Origin of the sequence: Paenibacillus terrae (genome assembly GCF_005217525.1) — a bacterium.
Lineage (GTDB): Bacteria > Bacillota > Bacilli > Paenibacillales > Paenibacillaceae > Paenibacillus > Paenibacillus terrae_C.
Map to the genome: position 1 here is coordinate 177,709 of NZ_PNXQ01000005.1, position 20,749 is coordinate 198,457.

A 20,749-nucleotide genomic window follows, 5' to 3' on the forward strand; every position below is an offset into this window, starting at 1 on the left:
GGACGGGCCTTGCACTACGCTTAAGCGGCCTCGCGGCGCGTAGTGCGTGTACTTCATGCCCGGCGAGCGTGGTGCCGGGCTGTCGGCGTCCTCGCCGGGCGAAGCAGCGGCGAGCGCCGGGTCCAGCTCGACGGCTCGAGCGACCGCAGCGAGTTGCTCGGCCGTCACGCCGCCGGGGCGCAGGATGGTGACGGTTCCGTCGTCACCGGCCTGCACCACCGTGGACTCCAGCCCCACACCCGTGGGGCCACCGTCCAAAATGCCGCCGATGCGGCCCTCCAGGTCCTCCCGCACATGCTGTGCAAGGGTCGGACTGGGCCTGCCCGAGCGATTGGCGCTTGGCGCAGCCAGCGGACAGCCTGCTTCTGCGATCAGACGCAGCGCTACCGGATGATCGGGCATGCGGACGCCGACCGTGTCCAGCCCCGCCGTCACACGAGGCGACAGGGCTTGCGGCATCACGGGCAGCACCAGCGTCAGCGGTCCTGGCCAGAACGCATCCATCAGCGCCTGCGCTGTATCATTCACTTTCGTTACCATGCCATCCAGCTGGGCAGGGTCGGAAATATGCACGATCAGCGGATTATCAGAAGGACGCCCTTTGGCGGCGAATACCGATTCTACCGCTTCCGTGCTGCGCGCATCCGCGCCCAAGCCGTACACCGTCTCGGTAGGGAACGCTACCGTGTCTCCTGCTTGCAGCAGCACAGCGGCCTCACGAATGCCTTTTTCCGCCGCAATACGGGCTTGTCCGGATAATATCTCACCAGAGGATTCCCCCTCAGCAACCAAACCTCTTACGTCCCACCATTTTGTATGGGAATCTGGCAAAGGCGTCTCTAGCTCATGAAGCCCCTGTTCATTCAGTACCTGATCACATCTTTCTTTCTGTACAGACTCTCCACGCAAACCTTGTATTTGATTCGATTTATCGCTCATATTAGATCATCCCATACCTTATTGTCATACAGTCCTGGTTCAATTAGCTCTATCCCCAAAGAACTTACTTGGGCGGCTTATCTGAACCAAATCTGTCCATGTCTCACAGTTGTAAACCCTATATCCCATTATAACATACCGGGGTCATACACCCGTTGTTCTCTTTTCTACAACTTACGACGATTAGGCAAAAAAACCACTCACCCATCCCCACACCCCCGTTAACGCATCCCATAGAAAAAACCGTACTTCCGGCTCCTTGTCAGCGGCATTCGTCCGTTCGCCTCCCTGGTTCGCTTTTGCAGAGACGGTTTGTGCCGACGCTTCCCCGCTGCCTGCATCAATGAAGCACAACGGAGGAAACAGCACACACCACCAATTTTGCCCTTTGCCTTGTCCCAGCGTGACCCGAAGCGCTTCATAATTCCCTGCGGGATAGACAAGCCCACCGTACATCTTCGTCGGAAAAGGTACGTTTGCCAATTCTACCTGATGATCATACGAGATGCCCCGTCGAGCCAGTTCCGCACCTACTAAACGGTCAATTTCAGGTAAATGAGCAGCAATCAACACTCTGGCCTGATCCAAACTTTGCGGGTTTTCCAGCTTTCCCACCCAATTATCCATCTGTTGTACGATGGTATCCCTAATTTCACGTTTTACCAGTTGATCCTCCGGACGATCCGAATTGGCCAAAATGCGCAATCGGATGGAATCATGAGGAATGACGCCCGCTCCTGTCGTTGCCACCCCTGCCACTACAGACCCTCTTGACCCTGGTGTCATGGCGGCATCTGTTTTTTGACCTTCCCACGACATCATTAATATTGAAATACAAAATAGTATCATTGCAGCTTGCTTGGTCCAGCCTCTCATCCCAATCCCCCCCAAACTCTATCATGTCTATCAGTCTGTCCGGTTTGGGAGAGGCTAAACCTATCAATCTCGTAAAATGTTCAAGACCATTTAAAAAACACCCAATACACCCTACATCAAGCACATTGATCTGGGCCGAAGCTTCGCAGTAACCCGCGAATACGAAAAGGCCCAGATTTCACAATCTGGACCCTTTTGTATCTTACTATTTTATCTCACCATAAAGATCAAATGGCATCCATTTAGAAGCATGGCATTAAGCTTTTTTTGCCTTCGTTAAACTCACTCTGGATGGCTGTGGCAGATCGTCCTCCAGCTCCTGACCGTGGACCTTGATACTCATAACCAAGCCAATACTAGCCATGTTAATCAGAAGCGACGTACCTCCATAGCTGATAAAAGGGAGCGTAATCCCCGTCAGTGGCATGATTCCCAAAAACGCGCCGATATTCTCAAAAATCTGATACAGCAGCATGGATACAATACCGACGATAAGATACGGTCCGGCACGGTCACGGCATTCCAGCGAGATCAGGATCATTCGGTGAATCAAAATAAAATATAGCAACAGCAGCACCGACGAGCCGACAAAGCCAAATTCCTCCGCTACGACCACAAAAATAGAATCCGCATACGTGTAAGGCACACGACCGGATTGCACCGAAGTCCCCTGCAAAAAGCCTTTGCCCATCATCCCGCCAGAGGCAATCGCCAGCTTGGCGTTTTTGGTATGGTACGATGCCTTAGCGGTCGCTTTTTCCGGTACTAGCCAAGGGTCCAAACGCTCTACCCAGTGACTGCGTCCAATCCCTTTCATAAAGGTGTCAATCTGATCATGAAAGGAAATATAAGCTTTAAGTCCACCGCCGACGGCTACTGCAAATATGGTAAATCCGATCAGTGCATGGGATGCCTTCACATTACCAATCCATAGCATACCAATGACAATGACGATGTATCCGAGTGCATTCCCCAAGTCATTTTGCACCATGACCATAGCAAAGGGGACAAAGCTCACCAAAGCAACTGGAAGTACATCCTGAACAAAATACAGCTTGCTCTTGCGCTTCTTCATCAGCATATAAGTCAGAAAAATGATGAGAACCAGCTTGAATACCTCAGCAGGCTGAAGGTTCAAGCCACCAATTTTCAAAAAGCCCTGAGAGTTGTTAACCGTCCCGCCAAAAAAGCCGAGAGCGAGCAGGAAAATTCCGCCTCCATATACATATAGTGCTTTTTTAATAAATATTCGGAAATCGACTACTGCTATACCCAAGATCGCCACAAAACCCAATATATAATACCCGATCATCTTCTGATAGTCATTGCCGTGCTCCACAATGTTCGTAGGGCCCCTGCCCGCACTATATACAGTTATGATGCTGATTGCCATCAGCAAAACCAGAATGAAGATCACCGGACCGTCAATTTTTTTCAATTTCTGAAGCATGATTTCCCCCTGAGCCGTTTCTCGGTCATACTCCCTTTATTCTAAAGGAAAGACTCGCAAAAAGAAAATGCAGCATTATTCCGCAACGCCCAGGACATGACGTTCGATTCCGGCAAGGTCTGGAACGATCAGAATCGTATTCCAATGACCGGCCTGCTCCAACAGTCCAGCCACGTCTCGGGCCTGTCCCATGCCCAGCTCGAACCCGATCAGCCGCGGCGGGGCCTGAAGCAGCCCAAGCTGCTCCAGCATCGCCCGATACGGGCCAAGCCCGTCAGGCCCGCCATCCAGCGCCATACGCGGCTCATGGTCGCGCACCTCCGGCTGCAAGCCTGCGATGTCGGCGGCCGGGATGTACGGCGGATTGGACACCAGGATGTCCACCGCCTCTCCCGCGAACGGCGCCAGCAGGTCGCCTTCGCGCAGCTCCACGGCTGCGCCGTTGGCAACGGCGTTATGCGCCGCCATCTCCAGCGCTGCGGCGGAAATATCCCCCGCCGCCACACGCCACCGGGGCCGCTCAGCCGCCAGCGTGACGGCAATCGCCCCGCTGCCCGCGCCGATATCGAGCGCCTGCGGAGCGCCGTCCGGCCACAGCCGGTCGCCGTGCTGAAGTATGGCCTCGACGAGCAGTTCTGTCTCGGGGCGCGGAATCAGCACCGACGGCGAAACCGCGAACGGACGGCCATAAAACTCCTGCCGTCCGATAATATACTGCGCTGGCTCACCCGCTGCTTTGCGGGCTATAACCGCCTCCCACGCCTCTTTGTCCGAGGCTGGGAACGGATCGCCCAGCGCAGCGTAGAACGCCGTGCCTTCCAGCCCGAGCACATGCTCCAGCAGCAGGCGGGCGTTATGCTGCGGCTCCAGCACGCCGCAGCTTCCTAAAAAAGAAGAAGCCTCTACTAAGGCTTCTCTGATACTCATACTCCGTTCCGGCAACATCCGATACACAAGATCGCGTTCGTGTCCCAAAACTTAGACCTCTTGTTCCATCAAATCAGCCTGCTCTGCAATCGTGAGCGCCGATACGATTTCTTCAATCTCCCCGTTCATCACCTGATCCAGCTTGTGCATGGTCAGCCCGATGCGGTGATCTGTTACACGGCTTTGCGGGAAGTTGTAGGTACGAATACGCTCACTGCGATCCCCGGTACCTACCTTGCTCTTACGCTCACCTGCATATTTGGCTTCCTCTTCCTGACGAAGCATATCCGAAATACGGGCACGCAAAACCTGGAGTGCCTTCTCCTTGTTGGAGTTTTGGGATTTACCGTCCTGACAGGTTGCCATAATGCCTGTTGGCATATGCGTTACACGTACCGCCGACTTGGTCGTATTAACAGACTGACCGCCAGCACCGCTGGAGCAGAACGTATCAACGCGGATATCCTTGTCGGAAATTTCAACATCCACTTCTTCGGCCTCAGGCATAACGGATACCGTAGATGTAGACGTATGAATACGTCCGCCGGATTCCGTTGTCGGAATCCGCTGTACGCGGTGTGCTCCGCTTTCGAATTTCATTTTGCTGTATGCGCCGCGTCCGTTAATCATGAAAATAACCTCTTTGAAGCCTCCGAGGTCATTCATGTTCGCGTCCATCAGCTCTACACGCCAGCCTTGGGTATCGGCATAACGAGTGTACATCCGGTACAGATCCGCCGCGAACAATGCCGCTTCGTCACCACCCGCTGCACCACGAATCTCGATAATCACATTCTTATCATCATTCGGGTCCTTCGGCAGCAGCAAAATGCGGATTTTCTCGTCCAGCTCCCGTTTGCGGGCACTAAGCTCATCAATCTCCATTTTCACCATTTCACGCATCTCGTCGTCCAGCTTTTCGGCCTGCATCGCTTTAGCAGCGTCCAGCTCTTCAACGACAGTTTTATATTCGGTATATGCTTCATAAGCAGGCTGTAAATCAGACTGTTCTTTGGAATAATCTCTAAGTTTCTTGCTATCGTTCGCTACATCCGGATCGCAGAGCAGTTCGCTCAGTTTATCGTAGCGGTCCGCCAATGATTGCAATCGGTCCAACAAGCGATTCACCTCTTCAGTTAAATTAATATGAAGCCAGATTCAAATTCACTGGCTACAGCTCTTTATTATACCAACTAATTAACTAATTAGCTACTAAAAATACTTCTAATTCATGAATTGAATAACAACCATAATTTCAATAAAAAAAGACATGCACCACAACCCCTTTAACCTGGAGGAATTCAATCCCCTAATACACACAAAAAAACGCTAAGCATTGATTGACTGAGCGTTTTTTCGTTAGAATGGTTAAAATCCCTACTTGCCTAACATTTCAGCTCACCTCTATCGATTCTTTTTAGCTATGTAATTAAGGGGATTTTAACATATTTCCTTTCAAAATCGAGCTAAGAATATGGATTTATCCTAAACAATAAAAAAAGCCGCCACCCAACACAGGCAGCGACTACTTTATTTAGCACAATGTTTCATACTGTAAACCTATGTTATACATTAAAACGGAAATGCATAACGTCTCCGTCTTGTACCACGTATTCCTTACCTTCCAAACGAAGCTGACCACGTTCCTTAGCCCCGTTCATAGAGCCAGCAGCGACCAAATCGTTGTAGGATACAACCTCGGCACGAATAAATCCGCGTTCAAAATCCGTGTGGATAACGCCCGCAGCACCCGGTGCTTTAGTTCCTTTGTGAATGGTCCATGCGCGTACTTCCTGCACACCTGCTGTGAAATAAGTATACAGACCCAACAAGCGGTAAGCGGCTTTGATCAGACGATTCAGACCGGATTCAGCCAGTCCGAGTTCCTCCAGGAACATCGCCTTGTCTTCGCCTTCCAGCTCGGCAATTTCAGATTCTACTTTGGCGCTAATCGGCACCACTTCTGCATTTTCCGCTACAGCAAAATCACGTACCTTTTGCACATATGGATTGCTGTCGGCTTCCGTTACACCGTCTTCGCTAACATTAGCTGCGTACAGTACAGGCTTCATCGTAAGCAAATGAAGATCACGTACAATCAACTGTTCTTCATCCGACAGCTCCACGCTGCGCGCAGGCTTATCAGCATACAGTGATTCCTTGATCCGCTCCAGCACTTCAACTTCCTGGGTGTATTGCTTGTTGCCACCCTTCATGTTTTTGCGGGAACGCTCAATGCGCTTGTCTACGCTTTCGATATCCGCCAGAATCAGTTCCAGATTAATGGTCTGAATGTCACTGATCGGGTCGATTTTGCCGTCCACATGGGTGATGTTCTCATCTTCAAAACAACGTACCACATGCACAATCGCATCCACTTCACGAATATGAGCCAGAAACTTGTTACCCAAACCCTCACCCTTGCTCGCACCGCGTACAAGTCCTGCAATATCAACAAATTCAAAAGCCGTCGGCACCGTTTTGTTCGGCACAACCAGTTCAGTTAGCTTATCCAGCCGCTCGTCCGGTACTTCAACGACACCTACATTCGGATCAATCGTACAAAATGGATAGTTTGCGGATTCCGCACCCGCCTGCGTTATTGCGTTAAACAGTGTTGATTTGCCCACGTTCGGCAAGCCCACAATCCCCGCTTTTAAAGCCATAATCAGAACAACTCCCGTTTATATAAAATGTGCGTTATGCCATCCGTTAGTTTACCAACCCACATTATATATGAGAACACATACATGCGGCAAGCATATGGCTGTGACTTTCAGGATTTCCGCTGCATCCTCTACTTCTTCATTCAAATCTCTTTGCTCATCTGAATATCCGTAACCCGATAGCCTGACTTGCGGTACACATGCAAAGCCCGTTCATTATGCCCAAATACATGCAAACCGATGCGAACGGCTCCCAGCCTGCGAGCTTCCTGTTCCAAAGCCCCCATCGCCAATGTGCCTAGCCCCCGCCCCTGATATGAATCGTAGACGAGAATATCCAGCAGAAAAGCTTCTTTTCCTTGTGCGCTATCCGTCATATTGAACCAGATATAGCCCGCTTCCACTTGGCTCTCCACAACATCCGTATCCGAATACATCAGCATGTAAAGGTGAGCATGGGGAGTGTCCAGTCTCTGTGGCAGGTATCGGGCAAAGCTTTCTGCCGCGCGTTCCGGCGCTTCTTCCACCGTCCATGTGCCTGCCTGGATTTTTTCATCCGCGTAGTCCGCGAGTGAGCGCTGCTCAAACCGTTCATATTGCTCTGCGTCCATCGATACCAAGGTTACAATGCTACTCATGCGTTCGCCTTCTTTCTCAACCGAGTCGTGTCTTTAAGTCCCTTAATCCCAGCTACTCCAATTCCAAACATAACTGTGCGCAGTTCCAGCTCCACCTGCTCCAGCCTCGCTTCGAGCGCCTCTGTGGAGGCGACCGCCGATCCGAGCAGCGACCGTCCGAAACCCGCCAGATCAGCGCCCAAGGCAAGCGCCTTGGCTGCATCGACACCGTCTCTCAGTCCGCCACTGCCGATCACTGCGCCATTCGGCTGCGCCGCCCTGACTTCTACAATACAATCTGCGGTAGAGTTCCCCCAATCCGCAAATGCTTCCGCCGCTGCACGGCGCACAGGATCAGAATTGCGGAATTTTTCCACCTGACTCCAGCTTGTCCCGCCTGCGCCCGCGACATCAATAAAAGCCGCGCCCGCATCGTACAATCTCGAAGCCGTCTCGCCATCTATGCCCCAGCCTACTTCCTTCACGCCTACGGGCACTGAAAGCTGGCGGCACAGCTCTTCAATGCGTCCAAGCAAACCGCTAAAATCCAGATTCCCTTCAGGCTGGAAAATCTCCTGCAATCCGTTCAAATGAAGTACCAGCATGTCCGCTCCGGCAATCTCCACCGCACGGCGACAGTCGTCCACACCAAATCCGTAGTTCAACTGCACCGCTCCCAGATTGGCAAGGATCGGAATATTCGGTGCCAGGCGGCGAACCGCAAAGGTCGAAGCCAGTTCTGCTTTTTCCACCGCAGCTCGCACCGAGCCTACCCCCAGCGCCCAGCCTCGTTTCTCCGCTGTCTCTGCCAAGCGCTCATTAATCGCTCCCGTCTCGGCACTGCCGCCTGTCATGGAGCTAATCAGCAGCGGCGTTCGCACAGCTCGTCCCAGAAAAGTAGTGTCCAGACGTATCTCATCAAAATGTAGCTCAGGCAGCGCACAGTGTTTAAAGGCATAGCGCTCCAGTCCACTCGTAATGCCTTGGCCCGCCACGTCCTCTTGCAAACAAAGGCGAACATGCTCTATCTTCCGTTCACCTGTCCGTGCAGCAGGCAGCAAAGAGCCGGATCTGCCAGAACCCTCAGGTGCTTCGGGTTTATTTTCCACATTACTCATCTATGTCCCACCTCATTCAGGTCACTTCATGTATTTACATTGGTCTGAAAATACAAATAAGACCGCTCCCGAACACGGTAACCGATCTATTCATGTATGACTACAGGCAATCATTTAGACACCTTCATTGTAGCATGGATGGAAAAATATATACATAATCGCGAGCCTTCCTCTGCTTATATAAACCGTTCAGGCGAGTTTTGTTTGTGCCTTAGTCCTGAATGTCTTCGTAATAATCATTTTTTTGCTTTTCCCAGTACCGTCTGTCTTCATCTGTAATTTCCCTTAGCACTTTACATGGATTTCCTACGGCAACCACATTATCAGGAATGTCTTTGGTAACGATAGATCCAGCCCCAATAACTACATTATTTCCAATATTCACTCCTGGAGTGATTACGGTATTTGCGCCAATCCATACACTGTTTCCAATCGTTATCGGTTTACCAAACTCCAGCAAGGTGTTGCGCACATCTGAATCTATCGGATGCCCAGCCGTATATACGCCTACCCTGGGGCCGAAAAAAACATGATCCCCTATTGTTACTTTCGCTACGTCAATAATGATGCAATCATAATTGGCATAGAAATGATCGCCCACTGTAATATTATAGCCGTAGTCACAGCGGAACGGGGGTTCGATATATATCTCCTGACCTGTAGACTCGAAAAGTTGTTTAAGTAGCTCTACCCGATATTCCAGTTGCTCTTCTGTACTGTTATTGAACAAGCGGGTAAGCATTCTCGATTTCTTGCTATCCTTTGCCAATTCTTTTCCGCCAGCCATATATAGTTTGCCTTTTAACATATTTTCTTTATTCGTTGCCATGTACACTTTCCTTCCTGTTTAAAAGGTTTTCATTTCACTCCATGAAGTTGGACAAATGCCAGATACTAAATTATATCTCATAGTGATATCGATATAATAAAGAAAACGGAGTTGATCATTCATGAAGCTACTTAATCCACGGAATGATATTTTATTTAAAAGTTTTTTTAGAAATAGGACGTTATCCCTTCATTCCATCAGGCACATGTGAAATGCTTTCTTGCTGGTCCTTCGTGCGTCCGTTGCCGAACTTGAATATCAAAATGCCTCCGATAATGACCAGCACACCGATCAGCTTGGTGAAGGTGAACGGAATCTTTTCCAGTCCCAGCCATCCTAACGAATCCCACAGCAAAGCAGTGCCCAATTGTGCCGTTAACACGATAGAGATCGCATAGGTGGGGCCAAGCAGCTTCACTCCTTGCACCAGACAGAACACCACGCCAACACCAATCATTCCACTGAACCAGTACCACGGCTGCATATGCTGTAGTGTAAATGTATTTTTTCCTGCAAAAATAAGACTGCCGAGCAAGGAGGCCAAAAATCCTGTTCCCAGCACAAGTGTGGTTGTAGCCCATGAACCTGTTCGTTCGTTCACCTTATTATTGAATATCGTTTGCAGGCTAACAAAGGCCCCTGCGATAACCGCCAGTACAATTCCTAATAGCATGATTTCAGTTCTCCCCCGCTAATTCTTTTACGAATGATTATGCTTCATAAATATTATGGCCTGCCAGTTGGCCCAAACCTTCTCTGTCACGAATCACAATATAGCCCCGTGCTCGTTCCACCAATCCATCTGCGCTCATCTTGCGAATCACACGGTTGAGATGCCTGTAGCTGGTTCCGATTAAATTCGCCACATCTACAAGACTGGATGCCCGCAGTTCCTCATGAAATGAAGCATCACCTTCGTCAAAAGAAACGGATAGCAGGTAACTGGCCAGCCTGACTTCCACGGGATACATTAAGTTAAAGCTAGAGAAGTCCGAATCCATGCAAAACTTACGGGTAACGATATCCAGCAAAAATTGCAGCATTGGAGCGTAGTCCCTTCCATATTTATTCATCCAATGGTGGTGAATACCAATGACATATATAGGAGACACAGCCTCCACTGTGTTGATCACATTGCTGTTGCGAATATATTCTACATCTCCTATGATTTCAATTGGTGTTTTAAAGCAGAGAACCAGTGTTTTGCCTTCCGTTGAACTGGTATAAATCTTGACCTTGCCCTGTACCAATATGTACAGATGTTCAATGGAATCCCCTTGGGAGCACAGCTTTTCCCCTTGTTCCAAACGATGCAGCGACAAATAAGGCCGCAGTGGCTCATGTAGTATCGATTCTAACTGATGCAATTGTAAAAAATGCTTCAGTTGCTCTTGATCCTGAATTTCTTTCATGCTTGGGCTCACCTTCGTTTTCTACGTTATGGGTTCCTTCGCCGAAGGAAGTTTTATTTAGAGCTTCAAAATGATCACACCCGCAATCATCATGCCAATGCCTATAAATTGCGGCAGCTTCATCTTCTGCTTCACTACACCGAACCATCCGTTAATATCAACCAGGAAGGTCAGGCACAACTGGGCAATCAACAGCGCCGAGATCGTGAACGTAACCCCAATATGCTGTATAGCGGTCACTTCACTGAATATGATGATAGCTGCAAAAGCCCCACCTAAGAGATACATGGGCTTCACCTGCTTCATCTCCGCCAAACTGCCATCTCTTGTAAACATCCAGATTAATGCCGCCAAAATAACACCCGTCAGTTGAGTAACCGTAGCCGCCTGCCATGTACCGATATCCTGACTAATCCGTGTATTCGCTACTCCTTGCAGCGTAATACAAGCGCCTCCCAGAAAAGCAAACAAAATTCCTCTCATGAATCGTTATTCTCCCTATTGAAGTGACTTTTCTATTTATTAAAGTATAGGTTAGTCTCACCATAAAGGACATATGTCCTGAGAAAAGGCTGGCGCCTATACCGTATGATCCATTCCGATTCCACATAATCTATAATTGATGTCCATTCCAACCATCCATATCCTTACCTTTTCTTCCGATCATTACGCTTCAATTCTGTACACTTGCGTTAATAACTAGACAGTATCCCATCATAAACTGCATGTTCCGACACGATGGAATGGAATGCAGCATTCAATTGAGGAGTTGACCGCCCGTATGGTTAAACATAATCCGCTGCATCGAAAAAGCCGTACTATTAAAATCATTATCCTGTTACTCATCCTATGGCTGATTGCCGTCATGATCTATCAGACCCATAAGCCATTGCCCCCCTTCATCTCCTATGAAAGTCAGGAGTATTCAACCAACGAGGTGAACTTCTGGACGGATTTGACCTATTCCTCCGGGGATGGAAGTACCGCACAGCATGAAGGGCAAATTTTAAACCGTATGTTTGGGATCATTAATGAAGCCAAACAATTTATCGTCATCGACCTGTTTCTGTTCAACGATTATAAACATAAGGGCCAGCGCTTTCCCCAAGTCAGCGCACAGATGACCGAGCGTCTGATTGCCAAAAAGAAGGCTAATCCTGATATGCCTATCTTTTTCATTACAGATGAAGTCAATACCAATTACAATTCATCCCCCAATCATTTGCTGGAGAATATGAAGCAAGCGGGAATCCAGGTCGTTCAGACTGATGTGGACCCGCTGCGGGATTCCACACCGAGCTATTCTGCGGTGTGGCGTACCTTTTTCCAATGGTTCGGACAGCAGGGCACGGGCTGGATTCCCAACCTGATGGCCAGTGACGGACCTGACGTTACGGCACGCTCCTATCTCAAGCTGTTGAACGTCAAGGCCAATCATCGTAAATTGGTTGCCAGCGAACAGACAGCGCTCATTTCCACAGGCAACGTCCACGATGCGAGTGCATATCACTCCAATGTGGCGCTGGAGGTGAAGGGACCCATCATCGGGGACATTTTACAAACCGAGCAGGCGGTACTGGACTTCTCCGGCGGAGGGCGGCTTCCTGCCTATCCGCCACAAGCAGAAGCCTCTGCTCAATCGGGAAAGGACAACTACAGGATCAAATATCTAACCGAAGGCAAGGTATATACCTCGGTTCTAGATGCCATCGGACAGACCAAACAAGGCGACAGTATTCATATGGGCATGTTTTATTTGGCTGACCGCAAAGTGCTGAACAGCCTGCTGGATGCCTCTGCACGCGGTGTGAACATCCAGTTGCTGCTGGACCCGAATCAAAACGCGTTTGGGCAAGAAAAAATCGGCATCCCCAATCTTCCGGTTGCCAAAGAACTGTCCGACAAATCAGGTGAAAAAATTCAAATCCGCTGGTATAATACGACCCATGAGCAATACCATACCAAGCTGATTTATATTGCCAAGGAACAGGGAGATCACATCATTCTGGGCGGGTCTACGAATTTGACACCACGTAATTTGAACGACCTGAATCTGGAAAATGAATTGTGGGTGGCCGCTCCGGCGGACAGCAAGCTGATCCAACAGATTGCGGCCTATTTTAATACACTATGGAATAACCGGGGAGCTGAATACAGTCTGGATCTGGAGGCTTACGAGGACAAATCTACATTTTGGAAAGATATACTATATCGTTTACAAGACATGTTGGGCTTTACCACATTTTAAAATCAGGATGGCGCTGTAGCTTGCTTACTTTCTTCCACCTACAGCAGCGGTGAAAGCAGACGGGCGAGGGATTCCATCAAGCGCTTGAACAGACGCTTTTTCATAAATTCCTCGCGTACGATCAGGCTGGCAGACTGCAAATCCCGCTCATAATCCGCCACCATCTGCTGTACACTATGCGTGCGAATCAACAGAGCGTTGACTTCAAAATTCAGGTGGAAGCTACGCATGTCCATATTAGCCGTCCCGATGGTCGCAACCTCTCCGTCAATAATGAGGAGCTTGGAGTGAAGGAAGCCTTTTTCATACTCATATACCTTGACCCCAACCTCCAGCAACGTTTGGAAGTACGAATGGGACGCGAGGAACGGCAACCACTTGTCCGGTTTCGCAGGAAACAGAATCCGCACATCCAAACCGGACAGAGCCGCCATCCTCAGGGCAGTCAAAATATCTTCGTCCGGGATAAAATAAGGAGTGGCGAGCCAGACCGATTTACGGGCGGACGTGATCATGGAGAAAAACAGATTTTTGAGCACTCTCCGCTCATTATCCGGGCCGCTGGCAATAATCTGCACGCCTCCGTCCGTAACCGGCTCGATTTTGGGGGACAGATATTCCTTGTCCAGCACCGATTCACCCGTCATATGAAGCCAGTCCTGCAAAAATATAAGTTGCAGCGTCCGTACAGCCTCACCCTTCACAATCATGTGTGTGTCACGCCAAAAACCGTAGGCTTTATTGCGACTAAGATACTCATCCCCTACATTCAAACCGCCGATCAATCCGATTTTGCCGTCAATGACCACGATTTTACGGTGATTACGGTAATTTACTCGGCTGGAGAAGAACAAGATCCGCGCGCCGCCGTATGCAACAACCTCTACTCCTGCATCTCTCATCTCCTTCAAAAATACCTTCGACAGTTGAATGCTGCCCACCGCATCGTACATAAACCGAACCTTGACACCTGCTTTAGCCTTTTCAATCAAAATTCTCTGAATGCTGGTACCGATATCATCCGACCGGAAAATGTAATATTCCATATGGATATGATGCTCCGCCTTGTGTAGTTCCGCCAATAGTGTGGAGAAGGTTTCATCTCCATTGTTCAGAATTTGAGTTTCCGTTGCAAAATAAATCGGGGAACGGGCCAGTCTGCGAGCCAAACGCATTAACTGCTGCTGCTCATCGGTAAAATAGGTCAAGTCCCGTTTGACGTGCATGGCATCCTTCTCAATACGCTCGTAAGCCTGCTGGTCACGCAATGCCTTTTTGTCATACTTGCGGCGTTTGAACACATTTTGCCCGAACAAAAAATAAAGAGGAAGTCCAACCACCGGCAGCAAGGCCAGCAGCAAAATCCAGGACATTGTAGTGGAGGGATTGCGATTCTCCGAAAAAATAATCAGACTGATGGAAATGACCGTCAGCGTGGAGAAAATACTGATGACCGTTCCTTCATTTCTGCCAATATAATTAAACAAACCAAAATAATAAATAACAAAAACCATAGCCGCAATTAACACAGCCAGTAAGCTTCGCCTCATAATTTACCTCATTTCCAATGTACTGCATCCTCACCAAACAGCAAGAAACAGAAACTGTATATATGAACTAGATGATTCATCGCTAAAAAATAGACATCTTCATTATATTGTACATGAGCACCTTATTTCTTCCCACTTTTTTGTTAAGGTTTTAAAGAAAAAAAAGAGAATCCGGGGGAAAAACCCGCAACAAAACCGGATAAAGCCGGGTTGACACTTACTTTTTTTCGTGCAAAAATAAACTAACGAACGTTAGGTAGGTGAGAATAATGGGAATGGAAGACATTCGAAAAGCCGCTCTTTTCCAATTTGCCGCCAATGGGTATGAGGGGGCATCCTTAAGCAATATTGCCGCTGAGGTAGGTATTCGAAAACCTTCTATATATGCGCATTTTCAAGGCAAGGAGGATCTGTTTCTACAGGTGGCGAGGTACGCTTTTCAAGAGCAGAATTTACGTATTTTTGAATACTTTTCGGAACGCAGAGATCAGGCGCTGGAGCATACGCTGCATGACTTCCTGTTTTGGATGGGACAGGAATATGAGAGCAACAACACAGCCAAGTTTATGCTTCGCTTTTCCTTCTTACCGCCTGTGTCTTTGTATACCGAGGTTCTGGATATTGTTAATCCTTTTCTGGAAAATATGGAGCGAAAATTAACTCGCATCCTGCGGAATGCACGAGATAGGGAACCCTTTGGACATATGGAGCCAGTGGATGTGGCCCTATCCTTCATAACACTGCTGGACGGAATCATGGTGGAACTGCTCTATAGTGGGAGCCTGAACTACCACCGAAGATTGAAAGCTGCATGGCCTATTTTTTGGCGCGGGATTACGTTGGCCCCGCCTCATGAAGCGTGAAGTAACAAGAACGTAGCGGGTGATTAATCTACAACTAATCTATATTTAAAGGGGAACACTCATCATGAATCGCAGCTGGATTTATGTCTTTATAGGTGGCCTTATTGAGGTCGTATGGGTCTCGGGTCTGAAGCACGCAGATTCTGCACTCGCCTGGATTGTAACCGTGCTGGCTATGATCGCCAGCTTTTATTTGATCATGAAAGCGGCCAGCCGTTTACCGGTAGGCACGGTGTACGCTGTATTTACCGGACTTGGAACAGGTGGGACGGTTGTAGGTGAAATGCTGCTGTTCGGGGAACCGTTTCAATGGTCCAAAACGCTGTTAATCGCTCTTTTGCTGGCAGGGGTGGTCGGCCTGAAATTGGTTACTGACCGTGATGCTCAGGAAGGGAGTGGCGCATAATGGCTTGGATTGCATTGGTTATCGCGGGATGCTCGGAAGTGTTTGGAGTCATCGGCATGAAGGGAGTTACGATTGGCAAGGGCTGGAAGGCGTTTATGCTCATGGTTCTATCTTTTGTCATTAGCTTCTCGCTGCTCAGCTACGCCATGAAGAGTTTGCCTATGGGGACTTCCTACGCGGTATGGACAGGCATCGGAACAGTCGGCAGCACGATTACGGGCATGTTCTTGTACGGTGAACAAAAAAGCGTATTGCGTGTCCTGTTCATTGCTATGATTCTTGCCGCAGCATTGGGTTTAAAGCTGATTTCTTAAAGGAGTGGTGCCTTGTGATTACCACCGTAACGCTTAACGCGGCTGTGGATAAAATCTACACGGTTGCAGGCTTCGGTCTGAATGCCGTCCACCGGATCGAGGGCGGCCTGACGGTGCCGGGCGGCAAAGGCGTCAATGCCGCCCGTGTCATTCGCACGCTGGGCGAGCCTGTGCGGGCGACCGGGTTTGCCGCCGGACACACGGGGCGGCTGCTCATCGACGGGTTGAGCGCGGAAGGCGTAAGCGCCGATTTCATCGAAACGGCGCAGGGGGAAACCCGCCTCGCCATTACCGTGCTCGACCCGTCCACACGCACGCAGACCGAGCTGATCGAAAGCGGCCCAACGATCGGGCCGTCTGAGCTGGCCGCGCTGCGGCGCAAAATCACGACCCTTGCCGCGGACTCGGCTTGGGTCGTGTTCTCGGGCAGCCTGCCTCCGGGCTGCCCGCCGGATCTGTACGCCGAGCTGTGCACGCTGGCGAAGGCGCGCGGTGCGCGAGTGGCGCTGGACGCGAGCGGCGAGGCCTTGCGCCTGGGGCTGCGCGGAAGGCCCGACCTCGTGAAGCCTAACGAGGACGAGGCCGCTCGCTTCGCGGGCATCGACGCAGCGCGACCGGATGCCGCTGAAGCGGCGGCAGCGAAGCTGCTGGAGGCCGGAGCGCAGCTGGCCGTCATCTCGCTCGGCGCGCGCGGAGCGCTGGCGGTGACGCGCGATGCGCGCTACCGCGTGAGCCTGCCGGACGCGGACATTGTCAGCGCGCTCGGCAGCGGTGACGCCATGGTCGCCGGGCTGGTCACCGGCGCGGCGGCGGGACTGGAGCTCCCGGCCATGCTACGGCGGGGAGCGGCCTGCGGCACGGCGGCGGCTTTGCACGCCATGGCCGGAAAGATCGAGCTCCAGGACGTGCAACGTCTGGAGCAGGGTATTACAGTGACGCTGTTGTAATGGGCGTCACTTTTTTTATCCAATCCAAATATTCGTTTGTTCGATGTTGCGAATGTTTGATGCTCCGAATGTCCTGTTCTCCGGCTGACTTATAGCAAAACCCTGTTTTCCAGTATATTTTTCATACAAATATGCGACTTCGAAGGGCCTAATTTCACCAGTGAATCCTGAAACTCTGCAATTTCCTCTACCGACGTGGTTTGTACCTTGATGAGATAATTAAATTCCCCGCTGATGCGAAATAAATCGGTGACCTCTTTTGCTTCTCTACAAAAATCGACCAGCTCTCGGCAATGCTCAGTCTTTAATAAAATAAACGTAGTCATCCCACGATTCAGCTCCCGTAAATTAAATACGGTGCTATACCCGGAAATAATTCCTCGATCCTCCAGCTTGATAATTCTTTCTTTAACGGACGGTTGAGACATCGAGATTTCTTTACTGATCTGGGAAATAGATATCCGGGCGTCATGCTGAAGCAACTGCATAATTTTGTGGTCAATATCGTCTATGTGATGATGCATATCAAGCACCTCCTGTTTTAATTTTAAAAATAATGTTTTTTGTACGAATTAACTTTTATTTAATAACTAATATAGGCTAAAATCCTCACTTTTCATATATATGAACCTTATTATTATCCATATAATAAGGTGAACTTATTTATAAGGGGAGATTTTGAATGAGCGTGAAGGGCCTTGCACATGTAGCGATTCAAGCCCAAGATTATCAAGCAACCATTGCATTCTATACTGAGGTATTGGGTTTTAAAAGAGGACATCATTGGAGTCTGCCTTCTTTTCAAATTCGGGAAGCTTCCATGCTCATTTCACCGGATCAAATAACCTGTCTTGAGATTTTTGATAACGACGCAGTCATTCCTGCTCAAGGAAAAAAAGCTTCCTCCGAGGATGAAATTGCCCACGGTGCTTTGCTGCACTTCGCATTTTATGTGGATGATGTAAACGAAATATACCAAAAAGCCCTTGCTCATGGAGCAAGAACCTTTGTAAAACCAGATCAGCTCACGCTTGGTGAACCCCCTCTGGTGGTAAAAAACGCTGTGATCTACAGCCCCAATGGCGAGGTTATCGAATTTATCGAGGATGTAGATTTTGATATGTCCTTGTCCAGCAAAAAATATCCAGCATCGTTATAAGCTCATGATTTCAAATTTACTGAAAAGTCCGCTTCCCCCGGAAGTGGGCTTTTTCATATTTCACTTAACCCTGATCTATGATCAATCTGGAAGAATTAAAACGATTTTAATAAAGGACCGATATATTGATAAGCTACCTTTTTCACTAACATAGATGGTCACGAAAAATATTAAGCTATGCAAAGGAGTAGATTATCATTTCAATTGATTTCAATGTGTATTGGTTTCATTTTAGCTCCGAGCTGCTGATGCCGTTCTTCTGCTTGCTTGGACTAGTACTCATCTATTTTGGATTCAGGACCATCCGCCGCCATCGCTACCGCAAACGCCATTGGGTTCGCACCAAAGGGCAAATCGTGGATGCGCATATCGAAGTCGACGTTGATGTCGTTCCCTTTGACCGTGATGATCCGGTAGATACCAGTTACACCCGCCGATTGAAGGTACGCTTCTACACCACTTCAGGTGAAATCGTAGAATTCTGGAATCCTTATAGCACAAATCTGAGCTTCAACCGGGTTGGCAGAAAGATTAACGTATTATACAATCCAGCGAACCCTCGGGATGCCCTAATCGCAGGCGGTGTAAATGGTGCAGGCTGTCTTGCCTTTATGCTGTTTATGATCGGTATTCCCTTTGCTTTAACCGGGATATTCGCTTTACTGAAATTTTTCTTGTAACAAGGTTTGGATCATATGCTGTTCATGAAATTTACCGCCATATAAATAGCCAGACCTAAAATAATCAAGGCTGATATTTTATTAAGCATAGTGCCGAATCTTCCTTCTGAATCCATACGTCCTACAAAACGCCCGGCTGTCGCCAAACCCATAAACCATAGCCACGAAACTGACACGGCAGCCAGTCCGAAAGCCCAGCGTTCCCCGCCATCATATTGGAGGGAGCTGGTTCCAATCACGCCGACGGTATCCAGAATGGCATGGGGGTTCAGCAAGGATACCGAAGCTGCAAAAATCATCTGCTGCTTCGGCAGCATAGGCTGGCTTTCTCCCGAGGAAGCTGCCTTAGACTTCCAAAGGGTCCAAGCCATATAGAGCAGAAACAAACAGCCTGCTGCATAGAGCACATTCGTAAGCCATAGGAAACGCTGCAAAATAAGGGATACACCCCCAACAGCGAGCGCAATGAGGACGGTGTCACAGACACCCGCCGTAATAACGGCAGGCAATGCATTGCGAAACCGTGACTGGGACGCCCCTTGGTTAAACACAAATACATTTTGTACCCCTAAGGGCAAAATCAGCCCTAATGCCAATAAAACGGCATGGATAATAGCTTCCAGCATGAATATATTCCCCCAAATTCATTCCATCCTATTTTCTCTGATGTTTTCTCACTTATACAGTTTTCGAACAGGAAGCTTGCACATCCCTAATCCTCTCGTATTTCCTTTAAGTTCTTCACGCTCTGAGCGTCCCTCACGGTCTGCATGGTCTGCATAGCCTGCGTGTTCTGTTGTACGCTATGCTTCAACTGCTCTATAGCAAGCTGGTAATCCTGCGGATTGTTCATGTTAAATGCGGCCTTATGCCATATGTCTTCACTCACCCCCGGCAAATCCTCTACCTTCGCATAACGAACGTTCAGCTTGTCCAACCAATCAGTGAGACGAAGTCGTCCACTGCGCAAACATTCCTCGGCAGACGGCAGCACACTCTGATGGTACACAGCCAGCAGCGGGTGTATACGCCCGTCCACAGAAGAGATTACAGCTTGCAATGCTGTTTCTGTCGTTCCTTGCAACTTCGCCCACTTCTCAGTTACAGCGAGCAGGACATGCAATACCTTTGGCTGTACAAAAGGCATATCACAAGCGATAACGATGCCCCACTCCGTTCTAGAAGCAGACAACCCTGCGTGAATGCCGCTCAAAGGTCCCTTGCCCGGATATACATCAGGCACATTCTCCACACTAATCGACCCATATCCCTGCCCGTCACGAGTGACAACAATAACCCTCTCTGTCACCGGCGCTAAAGCGTCAGCCACCCGCTCAAGCATAGTAGCTCCCTGAATCTCAAGCAGGGCCTTATCCTGCCCCATTCGACTGGAACGTCCTCCAGCGACAATAATGCCGGTCACATTCACGAATACATCCCCTTTTCTCAAAGAAATAAATTCACTAATAACGCCACGAAATATTGGACAAAATTTAATTTTACATAATTGTTAATTTATTGGTTTGTTAACCCTTTCAACACATGATACATTGAATAGAGAACCTTCCCATAGATCGGCATCCTATGCTTTATTCTCTACCGGGCTAAGAAAGGAATGGCTTGCCTTGCAAAATAGAGAAATTCAAGAGACTCCTCTATACTCCTTAAAGCTGTATAATTTTTTTCTGTATGGAGCCATGGTCATTTTCTCCAGCTTCTTCCCGTTGTATCTACAAGAGATCGGCATG

Annotated in this window: 23 protein-coding genes and 1 pseudogene; 8 read left to right on the forward strand and 16 right to left on the reverse strand. The window is 49.0% G+C overall.

What is annotated here, in order from left to right; all coding sequences use genetic code 11:
* From C1I60_RS04000 to C1I60_RS04055, 12 genes are all read right to left on the reverse strand, one after another.
* Positions 1-939 (reverse strand): L-threonylcarbamoyladenylate synthase (locus C1I60_RS04000; protein ID WP_252361552.1); only part of this gene is annotated, 939 nt, incomplete at its 3' end.
* Between the two features lie 183 nt (positions 940-1,122).
* Positions 1,123-1,815, reverse strand: a complete 693-nt coding sequence (gene spoIIR, locus C1I60_RS04005; protein WP_137060589.1) for a stage II sporulation protein R — start codon at positions 1,813-1,815, stop codon at positions 1,123-1,125.
* Positions 1,816-2,071: 256 nt separating this feature from the next.
* Positions 2,072-3,265 (reverse strand): FtsW/RodA/SpoVE family cell cycle protein, encoded by a 1,194-nt coding sequence (locus C1I60_RS04010; RefSeq protein ID WP_137060590.1) that lies wholly within the window; start codon positions 3,263-3,265, stop codon positions 2,072-2,074.
* Between the two features lie 75 nt (positions 3,266-3,340).
* Positions 3,341-4,240 carry a peptide chain release factor N(5)-glutamine methyltransferase gene (gene prmC, locus C1I60_RS04015; protein WP_137060591.1) on the reverse strand — a complete coding sequence of 300 codons (900 nt, stop codon included), beginning with the start codon at positions 4,238-4,240 and terminating at the stop codon, positions 3,341-3,343.
* Between the two features lie 3 nt (positions 4,241-4,243).
* A complete protein-coding gene (gene prfA / locus C1I60_RS04020; protein WP_025683383.1) occupies positions 4,244-5,311 on the reverse strand; it encodes a peptide chain release factor 1 in 1,068 nt (355 codons plus the stop codon).
* A 446-nt stretch (positions 5,312-5,757) separates the two neighbouring features.
* Positions 5,758-6,858, reverse strand: a complete 1,101-nt coding sequence (ychF, locus tag C1I60_RS04025) for a redox-regulated ATPase YchF (protein WP_014278491.1) — start codon at positions 6,856-6,858, stop codon at positions 5,758-5,760.
* 143 nt (positions 6,859-7,001) lie between these two features.
* Positions 7,002-7,496 (reverse strand): GNAT family N-acetyltransferase, encoded by a 495-nt coding sequence (locus C1I60_RS04030; RefSeq protein ID WP_137060592.1) that lies wholly within the window; start codon positions 7,494-7,496, stop codon positions 7,002-7,004.
* Positions 7,493-8,593: a type 2 isopentenyl-diphosphate Delta-isomerase gene (gene fni / locus C1I60_RS04035; protein WP_137060593.1), complete on the reverse strand. Its 1,101-nt coding sequence runs from the start codon at positions 8,591-8,593 to the stop codon at positions 7,493-7,495. The genes C1I60_RS04030 and fni overlap by 4 nt, the downstream gene beginning before the upstream one ends.
* A gap of 211 nt (positions 8,594-8,804) precedes the next feature.
* Entirely contained in the window at positions 8,805-9,422 is a 618-nt protein-coding gene (locus C1I60_RS04040; protein WP_137060594.1) for a sugar O-acetyltransferase, read from the reverse strand.
* Between the two features lie 181 nt (positions 9,423-9,603).
* Positions 9,604-10,095, reverse strand: a complete 492-nt coding sequence (locus tag C1I60_RS04045; RefSeq protein ID WP_137060595.1) for a DMT family transporter — start codon at positions 10,093-10,095, stop codon at positions 9,604-9,606.
* Positions 10,096-10,132: 37 nt separating this feature from the next.
* Positions 10,133-10,834, reverse strand: a complete 702-nt coding sequence (locus C1I60_RS04050; RefSeq protein ID WP_137060596.1) for a Crp/Fnr family transcriptional regulator — start codon at positions 10,832-10,834, stop codon at positions 10,133-10,135.
* Positions 10,835-10,891: 57 nt separating this feature from the next.
* Positions 10,892-11,317: a DMT family transporter gene (locus C1I60_RS04055; protein WP_137060597.1), complete on the reverse strand. Its 426-nt coding sequence runs from the start codon at positions 11,315-11,317 to the stop codon at positions 10,892-10,894.
* Between the two features lie 298 nt (positions 11,318-11,615).
* On the opposite strand from C1I60_RS04055, the gene C1I60_RS04060 reads away from it, so the two are divergent.
* Positions 11,616-13,082 (forward strand): phospholipase D family protein, encoded by a 1,467-nt coding sequence (locus C1I60_RS04060; RefSeq protein ID WP_137060995.1) that lies wholly within the window; start codon positions 11,616-11,618, stop codon positions 13,080-13,082.
* Between the two features lie 38 nt (positions 13,083-13,120).
* On the opposite strand, the gene cls is transcribed toward C1I60_RS04060, so the two are convergent.
* Positions 13,121-14,632, reverse strand: a complete 1,512-nt coding sequence (gene cls / locus C1I60_RS04065; RefSeq protein ID WP_137060598.1) for a cardiolipin synthase — start codon at positions 14,630-14,632, stop codon at positions 13,121-13,123.
* Positions 14,633-14,901: 269 nt separating this feature from the next.
* On the opposite strand from cls, the gene C1I60_RS04070 reads away from it, so the two are divergent.
* The 4 genes from C1I60_RS04070 to C1I60_RS04085 all read left to right on the forward strand — a co-directional run bounded on the left by C1I60_RS04070 (position 14,902) and on the right by C1I60_RS04085 (position 17,162).
* Positions 14,902-15,495 carry a TetR/AcrR family transcriptional regulator gene (locus tag C1I60_RS04070; protein WP_137060599.1) on the forward strand — a complete coding sequence of 198 codons (594 nt, stop codon included), beginning with the start codon at positions 14,902-14,904 and terminating at the stop codon, positions 15,493-15,495.
* Between the two features lie 64 nt (positions 15,496-15,559).
* The gene (locus tag C1I60_RS04075) at positions 15,560-15,901 is read left to right on the forward strand and encodes a DMT family transporter (RefSeq protein ID WP_014278502.1); all 342 of its coding nucleotides are present in this window, start codon (positions 15,560-15,562) and stop codon (positions 15,899-15,901) included.
* Positions 15,901-16,215 carry a DMT family transporter gene (locus C1I60_RS04080; protein ID WP_137060600.1) on the forward strand — a complete coding sequence of 105 codons (315 nt, stop codon included), beginning with the start codon at positions 15,901-15,903 and terminating at the stop codon, positions 16,213-16,215. The genes C1I60_RS04075 and C1I60_RS04080 overlap by 1 nt, the downstream gene beginning before the upstream one ends.
* 14 nt (positions 16,216-16,229) lie before the next feature.
* Entirely contained in the window at positions 16,230-17,162 is a 933-nt protein-coding gene (locus C1I60_RS04085) for a 1-phosphofructokinase family hexose kinase (protein WP_137060601.1), read from the forward strand.
* A gap of 89 nt (positions 17,163-17,251) precedes the next feature.
* Here the strand turns inward: C1I60_RS04085 and C1I60_RS04090 are convergent, their stop codons facing one another.
* Positions 17,252-17,686: an Lrp/AsnC family transcriptional regulator gene (locus C1I60_RS04090; RefSeq protein ID WP_137060602.1), complete on the reverse strand. Its 435-nt coding sequence runs from the start codon at positions 17,684-17,686 to the stop codon at positions 17,252-17,254.
* A 158-nt stretch (positions 17,687-17,844) separates the two neighbouring features.
* On the opposite strand from C1I60_RS04090, the gene C1I60_RS04095 reads away from it, so the two are divergent.
* Positions 17,845-18,321 carry a VOC family protein gene (locus C1I60_RS04095; protein ID WP_137060603.1) on the forward strand — a complete coding sequence of 159 codons (477 nt, stop codon included), beginning with the start codon at positions 17,845-17,847 and terminating at the stop codon, positions 18,319-18,321.
* Positions 18,322-18,536: 215 nt separating this feature from the next.
* Positions 18,537-19,001 carry a DUF3592 domain-containing protein gene (locus C1I60_RS04100; RefSeq protein WP_137060604.1) on the forward strand — a complete coding sequence of 155 codons (465 nt, stop codon included), beginning with the start codon at positions 18,537-18,539 and terminating at the stop codon, positions 18,999-19,001.
* A gap of 11 nt (positions 19,002-19,012) precedes the next feature.
* On the opposite strand, the gene C1I60_RS04105 is transcribed toward C1I60_RS04100, so the two are convergent.
* Both C1I60_RS04105 and mobA read right to left on the reverse strand, forming a co-directional pair.
* Positions 19,013-19,627, reverse strand: a complete 615-nt coding sequence (locus C1I60_RS04105; RefSeq protein ID WP_137060605.1) for a LysE/ArgO family amino acid transporter — start codon at positions 19,625-19,627, stop codon at positions 19,013-19,015.
* A gap of 86 nt (positions 19,628-19,713) precedes the next feature.
* The gene (gene mobA / locus C1I60_RS04110; RefSeq protein WP_137060606.1) at positions 19,714-20,430 is read right to left on the reverse strand and encodes a molybdenum cofactor guanylyltransferase; all 717 of its coding nucleotides are present in this window, start codon (positions 20,428-20,430) and stop codon (positions 19,714-19,716) included.
* Positions 20,431-20,626: 196 nt separating this feature from the next.
* Here mobA and C1I60_RS25170 point away from each other — a divergent pair.
* A pseudogene (locus C1I60_RS25170) lies at positions 20,627-20,749 on the forward strand (MFS transporter); the annotation flags it as partial.

Excerpts from the sequence above, each read along its gene's own strand:
- C1I60_RS04040 (WP_137060594.1), bottom strand. The coding sequence starts at position 9,422 with ATGGCAACGAATAAAGAAAATATGTTAAAAGGCAAACTATATATGGCT.
- C1I60_RS04055 (WP_137060597.1), bottom strand. The coding sequence starts at position 11,317 with ATGAGAGGAATTTTGTTTGCTTTTCTGGGAGGCGCTTGTATTACGCTG.
- C1I60_RS04080 (WP_137060600.1), top strand. The coding sequence starts at position 15,901 with ATGGCTTGGATTGCATTGGTTATCGCGGGATGCTCGGAAGTGTTTGGA.
- spoIIR (WP_137060589.1), bottom strand. The coding sequence starts at position 1,815 with ATGAGAGGCTGGACCAAGCAAGCTGCAATGATACTATTTTGTATTTCA.
- C1I60_RS04060 (WP_137060995.1), top strand. The coding sequence starts at position 11,616 with ATGGTTAAACATAATCCGCTGCATCGAAAAAGCCGTACTATTAAAATC.
- C1I60_RS04090 (WP_137060602.1), bottom strand. The coding sequence starts at position 17,686 with ATGCATCATCACATAGACGATATTGACCACAAAATTATGCAGTTGCTT.
- C1I60_RS04010 (WP_137060590.1), bottom strand. The coding sequence starts at position 3,265 with ATGCTTCAGAAATTGAAAAAAATTGACGGTCCGGTGATCTTCATTCTG.
- C1I60_RS04045 (WP_137060595.1), bottom strand. The coding sequence starts at position 10,095 with ATGCTATTAGGAATTGTACTGGCGGTTATCGCAGGGGCCTTTGTTAGC.
- C1I60_RS04095 (WP_137060603.1), top strand. The coding sequence starts at position 17,845 with ATGAGCGTGAAGGGCCTTGCACATGTAGCGATTCAAGCCCAAGATTAT.
- C1I60_RS04030 (WP_137060592.1), bottom strand. The coding sequence starts at position 7,496 with ATGAGTAGCATTGTAACCTTGGTATCGATGGACGCAGAGCAATATGAA.
- fni (WP_137060593.1), bottom strand. The coding sequence starts at position 8,593 with ATGAGTAATGTGGAAAATAAACCCGAAGCACCTGAGGGTTCTGGCAGA.
- cls (WP_137060598.1), bottom strand. The coding sequence starts at position 14,632 with ATGAGGCGAAGCTTACTGGCTGTGTTAATTGCGGCTATGGTTTTTGTT.
- C1I60_RS04070 (WP_137060599.1), top strand. The coding sequence starts at position 14,902 with ATGGGAATGGAAGACATTCGAAAAGCCGCTCTTTTCCAATTTGCCGCC.
- ychF (WP_014278491.1), bottom strand. The coding sequence starts at position 6,858 with ATGGCTTTAAAAGCGGGGATTGTGGGCTTGCCGAACGTGGGCAAATCA.
- C1I60_RS04075 (WP_014278502.1), top strand. The coding sequence starts at position 15,560 with ATGAATCGCAGCTGGATTTATGTCTTTATAGGTGGCCTTATTGAGGTC.
- C1I60_RS04050 (WP_137060596.1), bottom strand. The coding sequence starts at position 10,834 with ATGAAAGAAATTCAGGATCAAGAGCAACTGAAGCATTTTTTACAATTG.
- C1I60_RS04105 (WP_137060605.1), bottom strand. The coding sequence starts at position 19,627 with ATGCTGGAAGCTATTATCCATGCCGTTTTATTGGCATTAGGGCTGATT.